General features: G+C 55.3%; 1 protein-coding gene. It reads left to right on the forward strand.

The window, feature by feature from the left end; genetic code table 11:
* Positions 1–519: ankyrin repeat domain-containing protein (locus LRL21_RS44785; RefSeq protein ID WP_420832579.1), on the forward strand; the 519-nt coding region annotated here is incomplete at its 5' end.
* Positions 520–609 lie beyond the last annotated feature (90 nt).

Raw genomic sequence — 609 nt, forward strand, 5'->3', positions numbered from 1 at the left:
CGGTTCATTGGATCACACACCGAGACACCGCTTCATTGGGCTTCGAGCTGCGATGACATTGAAGTGCTTGATGCGCTTCTTGATGCTGGCGCCGACATCGAAGCGCCAGGTGCAGTGATCGCAGGTGGCACACCACTAGACGATGCAGTAGCATTCGCACAGTGGCGGGCAGCGCATAGGTTGGTTAAACGTGGAGCTCAGATCGCACTCTGGCATGCGGCTGCGCTAGGACAATTGGCTGCAATAGAGGCCTACTTCGCCGGTTCCACACTTTCAGAGCGATACCCTTGGGGAGCAAGTCGCTCTTCACCTCCTGACAAGATTACCGTCGCCTTCTGGTGCGCTTGCCACGGTGGACAACGATGCTCTGCAGAGTACCTTCTCGACCGAGGTGCTGAACTGAACTGGATTTCGGTTTGGGATGGATTGACCCCACTGGACGCAGCGCAACGTAGTTCCGCTGTTGATCTGGTTCAATGGCTGCGTAGTCAAGGTGCCAAATCTGCCGGCGAACTATGAATGATCGATTTGGGTTGCAGAGCCTCAAGCTAGAGCTCCTGAGGATTCAGGGATGGGTACGATAGTACAATACTTGAACAGGCTGCCGGC

The organism is Paenibacillus periandrae (genome assembly GCF_022458865.1).
Lineage (GTDB): Bacteria > Bacillota > Bacilli > Paenibacillales > NBRC-103111 > Paenibacillus_S > Paenibacillus_S periandrae.